The sequence below is a fragment of the Streptomyces sp. NPDC102270 genome (genome assembly GCF_044766405.1).
In the GTDB taxonomy this organism is placed as follows: Bacteria; Actinomycetota; Actinomycetes; order Streptomycetales; family Streptomycetaceae; genus Streptomyces.
Genome location: NZ_JBIWLX010000001.1, coordinates 525514 through 532405 on the forward strand (window position 1 = coordinate 525514; position 6892 = coordinate 532405).

8 protein-coding genes are annotated in these 6892 nt (G+C 71.9%); 4 read left to right on the forward strand and 4 right to left on the reverse strand.

Features of this window, described 5'->3' with window-relative positions; genetic code table 11:
* Positions 1-37 precede the first annotated feature (37 nt).
* Genes ACIRP7_RS02300 through ACIRP7_RS02310 form a run of 3 tightly spaced genes read left to right on the forward strand, consistent with a single transcriptional unit; the run spans position 38 to position 2524 of the window.
* The gene (locus ACIRP7_RS02300) at positions 38-1114 is read left to right on the forward strand and encodes a Gfo/Idh/MocA family oxidoreductase (protein WP_403652755.1); all 1077 of its coding nucleotides are present in this window, start codon (positions 38-40) and stop codon (positions 1112-1114) included.
* On the forward strand, positions 1111-1620 hold the full coding sequence (locus tag ACIRP7_RS02305; protein ID WP_403652759.1) for a heme-degrading domain-containing protein: 510 nt from the start codon (positions 1111-1113) through the stop codon (positions 1618-1620). Before ACIRP7_RS02300 ends, ACIRP7_RS02305 begins: the two co-directional genes overlap by 4 nt.
* Before the next feature lie 46 nt (positions 1621-1666).
* Complete coding sequence (locus ACIRP7_RS02310) at positions 1667-2524, forward strand: LLM class F420-dependent oxidoreductase (protein WP_403652762.1); 858 nt, start codon at positions 1667-1669, stop codon at positions 2522-2524.
* A gap of 121 nt (positions 2525-2645) precedes the next feature.
* On the opposite strand, the gene ACIRP7_RS02315 is transcribed toward ACIRP7_RS02310, so the two are convergent.
* The 4 genes from ACIRP7_RS02315 to ACIRP7_RS02330 form a co-directional block, all read right to left on the reverse strand.
* Positions 2646-3503, reverse strand: a complete 858-nt coding sequence (locus tag ACIRP7_RS02315) for a fumarylacetoacetate hydrolase family protein (protein WP_403652765.1) — start codon at positions 3501-3503, stop codon at positions 2646-2648.
* A 116-nt stretch (positions 3504-3619) separates the two neighbouring features.
* The gene (locus tag ACIRP7_RS02320; RefSeq protein ID WP_403652768.1) at positions 3620-4333 is read right to left on the reverse strand and encodes a YidC/Oxa1 family membrane protein insertase; all 714 of its coding nucleotides are present in this window, start codon (positions 4331-4333) and stop codon (positions 3620-3622) included.
* An 87-nt stretch (positions 4334-4420) separates the two neighbouring features.
* Positions 4421-4711: a DUF6412 domain-containing protein gene (locus ACIRP7_RS02325; protein ID WP_403653027.1), complete on the reverse strand. Its 291-nt coding sequence runs from the start codon at positions 4709-4711 to the stop codon at positions 4421-4423.
* Positions 4712-4769: 58 nt separating this feature from the next.
* On the reverse strand, positions 4770-5297 hold the full coding sequence (locus ACIRP7_RS02330; protein WP_403652771.1) for a winged helix-turn-helix transcriptional regulator: 528 nt from the start codon (positions 5295-5297) through the stop codon (positions 4770-4772).
* A 68-nt stretch (positions 5298-5365) separates the two neighbouring features.
* Between ACIRP7_RS02330 and ACIRP7_RS02335 the strand changes: the two genes are divergently transcribed.
* Complete coding sequence (locus ACIRP7_RS02335) at positions 5366-6757, forward strand: MFS transporter (protein ID WP_403652774.1); 1392 nt, start codon at positions 5366-5368, stop codon at positions 6755-6757.
* Positions 6758-6892: the final 135 nt, after the last annotated feature.

Sequence of the window (6892 nt, forward strand, 5' to 3'; positions counted from 1 at the left end):
CTTGCACTTTGGCAACAGCGTTGCGAAAGTGGAGGGCATGACTGCTGCTGCTGACCTCCGCGTGGGCCTCGTCGGCTACGGCCTCGCGGGCTCCGTCTTCCACGCCCCGCTGATCGCCGCCACCGAGGGCCTCACCCTCGACACGGTGGTCACCTCGAACCCCGAGCGGCAGGCACAGGCCCGCGCCGAGTACCCGGACGTCCGTACGGTCCAGGGCGCCGACGAGCTGTTCGCCCGCGCCGGCGAGCTGGACCTGATCGTCATCGCGTCTCCGAACAGGACGCACGTCCCGCTCGCCACCACCGCCCTGAAGGCCGGCCTGCCGGTCGTGGTCGACAAGCCGATCGCGGGGACCGCGGCCGAGGCGCGACAGCTGGCGGCGCTGGCCGAGGAGCGCGGCCTGCTGCTCTCCGTCTTCCAGAACCGGCGCTGGGACAACGACTTCCTGACGCTCCGCAAGCTCCTCGACGAGGGCGAGCTGGGCGACGTATGGCGCTTCGAGTCCCGTTTCGAGCGGTGGCGGCCGCAGCCCAAGGGCGGCTGGCGCGAGTCCGGCGACCCCGCAGAGATCGGAGGTCTGCTCTACGACCTCGGCAGCCATGTCGTCGACCAGGCCCTGACCCTCTTCGGACCCGCCGCCTCCGTGTACGCCGAGGCGGACGTCCGCCGCCCGGGCGCCGAGATCGACGACGACACGTTCCTCGCGATCACCCACGCGAGCGGCGTCCGCTCCCACCTCTACGTCTCCGCCACCACCGCTCAACTCGGCCCCCGTTTCCGAGTGCTGGGCTCCAAGGCGGGCTATGTGAAGTACGGCCTGGACCCGCAGGAGGCGGCCCTGCGCGAGGGTGAGCGGCCCGGCGCCGCGGCCGGCTGGGGCCGGGAGCCCGAGTCGCTGTGGGGCCGGCTGGGCTCGGGTGAGTCCCCCGTGACGGGCGGCGGCAGCCCCGTCCCCACCCTCCCCGGCGACTACCCGGCTTACTATGCGGCCGTGGCCAGGGCCCTGACCGACGGCGGCACCAACCCGGTGACCGCGCTGGAGGCGGCCGCCGCCCTCGACGTACTGGAGGCGGCGCGCCGTTCGGCCCTCGACGGAGTGGCGGTGAAGCTGTGACGCACAACACCGAGCTGACCCCGAAGTTCCAGCCGGAACTCACCCCGCCGCTGGAGGAGCTGGAGGCGCAGGAACGCCGCCTGGTCTTCCGGCAGTTCACGTACGACGACGCGTGGGCGCTGGGCTCCCTGCTGGTGGAGATGGCCCGGGAGCGGCAGGCGCCGGTGGCGATCGACATCCACCCCGGCGGCCAGCAGCTCTTCCACGCGGCCCTGCCGGGCTCCGCCCCGGACAACGACGCCTGGATCGACCGCAAGCGCCGGGTCGTGGAGCGCTACGGCTCCGCCTCCTACCTGGTCGGCGCCCGCTTCCGCGCCAAGGGCAGCACCTTCGAGGAGTCCTCGCGCCTGGATCCGGACGAGTACGCGGCCCACGGCGGCTCCTTCCCGATCACGGTGGAGGGCGTGGGCGTCGTCGGCACGGTGACGGTCTCGGGTCTGCCCCAGTTGCAGGACCACCGGTTCGTGGTCGAGGCGCTGGAGGAGTTCTTGAGCAAGGACCGGTAGTCCGGGACAGGAATGACCGCCGGGTCCTTGCGCGTTGGCACCTGCCATGAAGCAGATCATCGGCAAGTACGGCATCTGGAACGGCGGCGGCCTGCGCGGGGAGGACCCGGCCCAGCAAGGCGAACGGGCCGAGGCCGCCGCCGAGCTGGAGGAACTCGGGTTCGGCGCGATCTGGCTGGGCGGCAGCAGCTCCGCCGCCAACGCCGCCCCGCTCCTCGATGCGACCTCGCGGATCGCCGTCGGCACCAGCATCCAGAGCATCTGGGACCACGAACCGGAGGCCGCCGCCGCGAGCTTCACCGAACTGAACGCCACCCACTCCGGCCGTTTCGTCCTTGGCCTGGGCGTCAGCCACGCCAAGATCGCCGACCGGTACCGGCGCCCGTACTCGGCCCTGGTGGCCTACCTGGACGCCCTGGACGAGGCGGGAGTCCCTGCCGAGGGCCGGGTGCTGGCCGCACTGGGCCCCAAAACCATCGAGCTGGCCCGGGACCGCTCGGCCGGCTCGATCCCGTACCTGATCACCGCGGACCAGACGGCACGATCCCGCGAACTCCTGGGCGAGAAGCCCCTGTTGGCCCCGGAGCTGAAGGTCGTCCTCGAAACCGACCCCGCGCGGGCCCGCACCGTGGCCCGCGACTACCTGGCCATCTACCTGGGCCTGCCCAACTACACCAACAACTTCCTCCGCAACGGCTTCACGGAGGACGACCTGAGGGACGGCGGCAGCGACCGCCTGGTCGACGCGGTCTTCGCCTGGGGCACGGACGAGCAGATCCGCGCCCGCGTGGACGAGTTCATCGACGCGGGCGCGGATCACGTGGCCCTGCAGATCGTGGACGGAGGACCGCGCTACAGCCTCCCGAGGGAGGCATGGCGCGAGCTCGCATCGCTACTTGGGTGAGGTGCGGCTTTCAAAGGGCGCGGGACTGTGTCGATCTGCGGCTCCGCCGCGTGGGCGACAAGCCACCGGCGGCCCGCAGTCGCCGGACAACGCGCAGTCCCCGGTTCTCCCAGCGGAGCGTCTACGCGTCCTTGAACTCCTGGCGCTGACGCCCGAGCCCCGAGATCTCCAGCTCCACCACGTCCCCGGACCGGAGATAGGGCTTGGGCTCGGGCTCTCCCATGGCGACCCCGGCCGGCGTGCCCGTGTTGATCACATCCCCGGGGTACAGGGTCATGAACTGGCTGACGTAGCGCACCACTTCACCCACCGGGAAGATCTGCTCAGCGGTCGTGCCGTTCTGCTTCAGATCCCCGTTGACCCACAGCTTCAGGGACAGGTTCTGCGGATCCGGCACCTCGTCCGCCGTCACCAGCCAGGGCCCCAGGGGGTTGAACGTCTCGCAGTTCTTCCCCTTGTCCCAGGTCCCCCCGCGCTCGATCTGGAACTCCCGCTCGGACACGTCGTGCGCCACCGCGTACCCGGCGACATGGGCGAGCGCGTCCTCCACGGACTCCAGGTAGCGGGCCGTACGCCCGATGACGACCGCCAGCTCGACCTCCCAGTCGGTCTTCACCGACCGCCGGGGCACCAGCACCGTGTCATAAGGACCCACCACCGTGTCCGCGGCCTTGAAGAAGATCACCGGCTCGGCGGGCGGCTCGGCCCCCGTCTCGCGTGCGTGGTCGTGGTAGTTCAGGCCGATGCAGACGATCTTCCCGATCCGGGCGATCGGTGGCCCGACCCGGAGCCCCGTGGTGTCCAGCGCAGGCAGGTCCCCGGCCTCCGCGGCCGCGCGGACCCGGCCCAGTGCCGCGTCGTCGGCGAGCAGCGTCCCGTCGATGTCGTCCACGACACCGGACAGGTCCCGCAGGACCCCGTCGGCGTCGAGCAGCGCGGGCGTCTCCGTTCCCGCCGTACCGACTCGCAGCAGCTTCATGATCACAGTCTCCCTCTATCGCGGGGTGTCCACCGACGGGTGCAGCCATCGGATGACTGGTCGATCGTCCAAGGTCGATGTCCGCTCCGCAATACCCGGTTCACGGACTGGACCGGTCAGCGGTAGAGAACCGCCCGCTCCACCGCCGCCCAGGTCGAACTGGTCACCACGTACAGCGCGGCCGCCAGCGGCACCACCGCGACGGTGAAGAGGGTGAAGAAGGACAGGTACGGCATGACCTTGCTCATAGCGCCCGCGCCGGGGACCGGCTGCCCGTCCGTGACCGGCACGACCGGGTTCGCGGCCATCATGCGCTTGGTGCGGCGGTAGTTGAAGATCGCCACCACGGCCACGAACGCGAACAGGCAGACGTACACGAGCCCGGCTCCCCCGAACGCCCCGCCGTGCCCGAGCGCGTCCGCCCAGCGTCCGTCGAGCGGCGCGGCGAACAGCTCGTGGCCGAGCAGTTCGTTCGCCTTCCCGCCGATCGTGGTGTTGGAGAAGAGGTGGTACAGCAGGAAGAACGCGGGCAGCTGGAACAGTCCGGGCAGGCAGCCGGACAGCGGTGAGATCTTCTCCTCGGCGTGCAGGGCCAGCACCGCCTTCTGGAGCTTGTCGGGGCTGTCCTTGTGCGTCGCGCGCAGTTCGGCGATCTTCGGCTGGAGCCTGGTGCGGGCCTTCTGGCCGCGGGCGGCGGCGCGGGACAGGGGGTGCACGAGCAGTCGTACGAAAGCGGTGAACAGGACGATCGCGGCGGCGGCCGCGGTGGCGCCGAAGAGGGGGTGGAGCAGGTCGGCGAGATGCTGGACCAGATCAGCGAAGACGGACATGGGTGAGCCCTCCGGGGGTCTCGTCGTGCCGGAAGTGAGCAAGGCGGCATGACGACCCGCGTGGGGTGTCCCTACGGGAGTGAGCCCCTACGCGGTGGTCGCCGGGAGGGCGTGACCGGGCGCTCGGGGGCGGGGGCGGCCCTTGGCGTCGGGGTCGCGTTGCGGCAGGAAGGCCGTACGGCGGTCGCGGTCGCGGATGGCCGTGCGAACCCGGGTGGGCGGTACGGCGGGTGCGCAGCGCGAGGCGAGCAGCGAGCAGGCGGCGAACGCGGAGCCGGCCGCGGCGGTCGCGGCGAGGGCGACGGCGGCGGAGAGGCTGCCGGCATCGAGAAGGACGACGTCGAGGAGGAGGAGCAGGAGGGCGGCGGCGGGACGCATGCCGGCCCAGCTGCGGATCACGGCACTCCCCCTCTCCCTGTCGTCGGTCCTCCCCCGGTTATACCTGATCGACCGCGACCGGCTGCAAGAGCCTCTTCGGCCTGAGCAGCGCCCGGCTGACCGGATCCGCCGGGTCCGGGTCGAGTCCGGGGCCCGGCAGCATCAGCACCTCCTCGAGCGGTACGACCCGCGCGCAGGCGGGGCATTCGCCGTAGGAGCCGATCTCGGTACCGCACTCGGCGTGCTGGAAGATTCGCAGCACCGTCTCGCCGTGGTGCTCGCGCCCCCAGCGGCCGAGGGCACGCAGGGTGGGCCACAGGGCGATGGCACGGTCGGTGACGACGTACTCCTCGCGTGGCGGGGACTCCTGGTACCGGCGCTTCTCGAGGATCCCCTCCTCGGTGAGCATCTGGAGGCGGGCGGCGAGGACCGCGCGCGGGATGCCGAGGTGGACGAGGAAGTCGTTGTACCGCCGGACGCCGTAGAGGGCGTCGCGGACGACGAGCAGGGTCCAGCGCTCGCCGACGATCTCCAGCGCGCGGGCGATCGAGCATTCCTGTGTCGCGTAGTCCTTGCCCAGTGCCATGACGCCCACTGTAACCATTTTCCCGCAGTAGGTTCAATGACCGAACCTACTCTGCTACGGTTTCCCGCATGACTAGGTTCAGTGAACGAACTTTGACTGAGGCGCAGGTCTCGCCCGCCCCCTCGGAAGCGCCCCCGCGCCCTTCCGCGACCCTGGCCCTGACCAGCGCCGCCACCGCCGTGGCCCTCATGACGTACACCGCGCCGATGGTCACGCTGCCCGAGGTCGCCGCCGACCTGCACACCCCACTGTCCGCCCAGGCCTGGCTCCTGAACGGGACCCCGCTCGGCCTCGCCGCCCTCCTTCTGGTCGCCGGCAGCCTCGCCGACGACTACGGCCGCCGCCGGATCTTCGTCGCGGGCACCCTCGCGCTGGGCCTCACCACCGCCCTCGGCGCGCTGACCTCGTCCACCTGGCTGTTCACCCTGGCCCGAATCGCCCAGGGCGCGGCCAGCGCGGCGCTCCTCGCGAGCAGCCTGGGCCTGATCGTGCACGCCTTCCCCTCACCCAGGGGCCGCCTGCACGCGACCGGCGTGTGGGGCGCGTTCGTGAGCGGCGGCATCGCGGTCGGCCCCCTGCTGAGCGGCGCGCTGCCGAACTGGAGAGTGTCGTACGGGGTTCTCGGCGTCGCCGCCGTGCTCGTGGCCGCCCTGTCCGCACGGCTCCTGACGGAGTCCCGGGCCCCGCGCGGCGGCCGCCCCGACCTCGCCGGAGCGGTGACCTTCGGGCTCGCCCTGGTCGCCCTGGTGGCGGCGCTGACCCTGGGCCGGGACGGCTGGCTGCGGGCACCGGTCGGGCTGTTGCTGCTGGCGTCCGTGGCCCTGCTCGCCGTGTTCGCGGCGGTGGAACGCCGCTCGGACACCCCGATGATCGACCTGGACCTGCTGCGCCACCGCCGTTTCCTGGCCTCCTCCGCCGGCGGCCTGTTCACGGGTCTCGCGGTGATCGGCCTGTTCAGCTTCCTCCCGGCCCTCCTCCAGCAGACAGTCGGCCTGTCCGCCATGGACACGGCCTGGCTCTTCCTCCTCTGGTCCGGCCTGTCCTTCGCGGTGGCCCTCCAGGTCCGGCGCCTCGCGGGCCGGGTGCCGCCGCGCTGGCAGCTCGCGATCGGCTTCCTGCTGCACTCGGCCGGCGTGCTGACCATGCTGGGCTCACTGGACGCGGGTTCCTGGGTACGGCTGCTCCCCGGCCTCGTGGTGGCCGGCGTCGGCAGCGGCCTGCTCAACGCGGCGCTCCCACTGCTCGCCGTGGAATCCGTCCCGGCCGCGCGGGCGGCGATGGGATCGGGCGCCCAGCAGACCTTCCGCTACATCGGCTCCTGCGCCGGAGTCGCCCTGACCATCGCCATCGCCACCTCCTCCGCCGGCGACCTCGCCCACGGCGCGGACCTCGCGATGCTGGTCTCGGCGGCCCTGGCACTGGTGGCGGCGGCGAGCGTGGTGGCACTGCGGGAACAGTGAGCCACCTCACCGCGGCCACGCCACTGCTCGCGGAGGAGCCCGTCCCGGCCGCGCGGGCGGCGATGGGATCGGGCGCCCAGCAGACCTTCCGCTACATCGGCTCCTGCGCCGGAGTCGCCCTGACCATCGCCATCG

Bases quoted from the DNA above. Each gene is read 5' to 3' on its own strand.
- ACIRP7_RS02330 (WP_403652771.1), bottom strand. From the start codon at position 5,297: ATGGCACTGGGCAAGGACTACGCGACACAGGAATGCTCGATCGCCCGC.
- ACIRP7_RS02335 (WP_403652774.1), top strand. From the start codon at position 5,366: ATGACTAGGTTCAGTGAACGAACTTTGACTGAGGCGCAGGTCTCGCCC.
- ACIRP7_RS02320 (WP_403652768.1), bottom strand. From the start codon at position 4,333: ATGTCCGTCTTCGCTGATCTGGTCCAGCATCTCGCCGACCTGCTCCAC.
- ACIRP7_RS02315 (WP_403652765.1), bottom strand. From the start codon at position 3,503: ATGAAGCTGCTGCGAGTCGGTACGGCGGGAACGGAGACGCCCGCGCTG.
- ACIRP7_RS02325 (WP_403653027.1), bottom strand. From the start codon at position 4,711: ATGCGTCCCGCCGCCGCCCTCCTGCTCCTCCTCCTCGACGTCGTCCTT.
- ACIRP7_RS02300 (WP_403652755.1), top strand. From the start codon at position 38: ATGACTGCTGCTGCTGACCTCCGCGTGGGCCTCGTCGGCTACGGCCTC.
- ACIRP7_RS02310 (WP_403652762.1), top strand. From the start codon at position 1,667: ATGAAGCAGATCATCGGCAAGTACGGCATCTGGAACGGCGGCGGCCTG.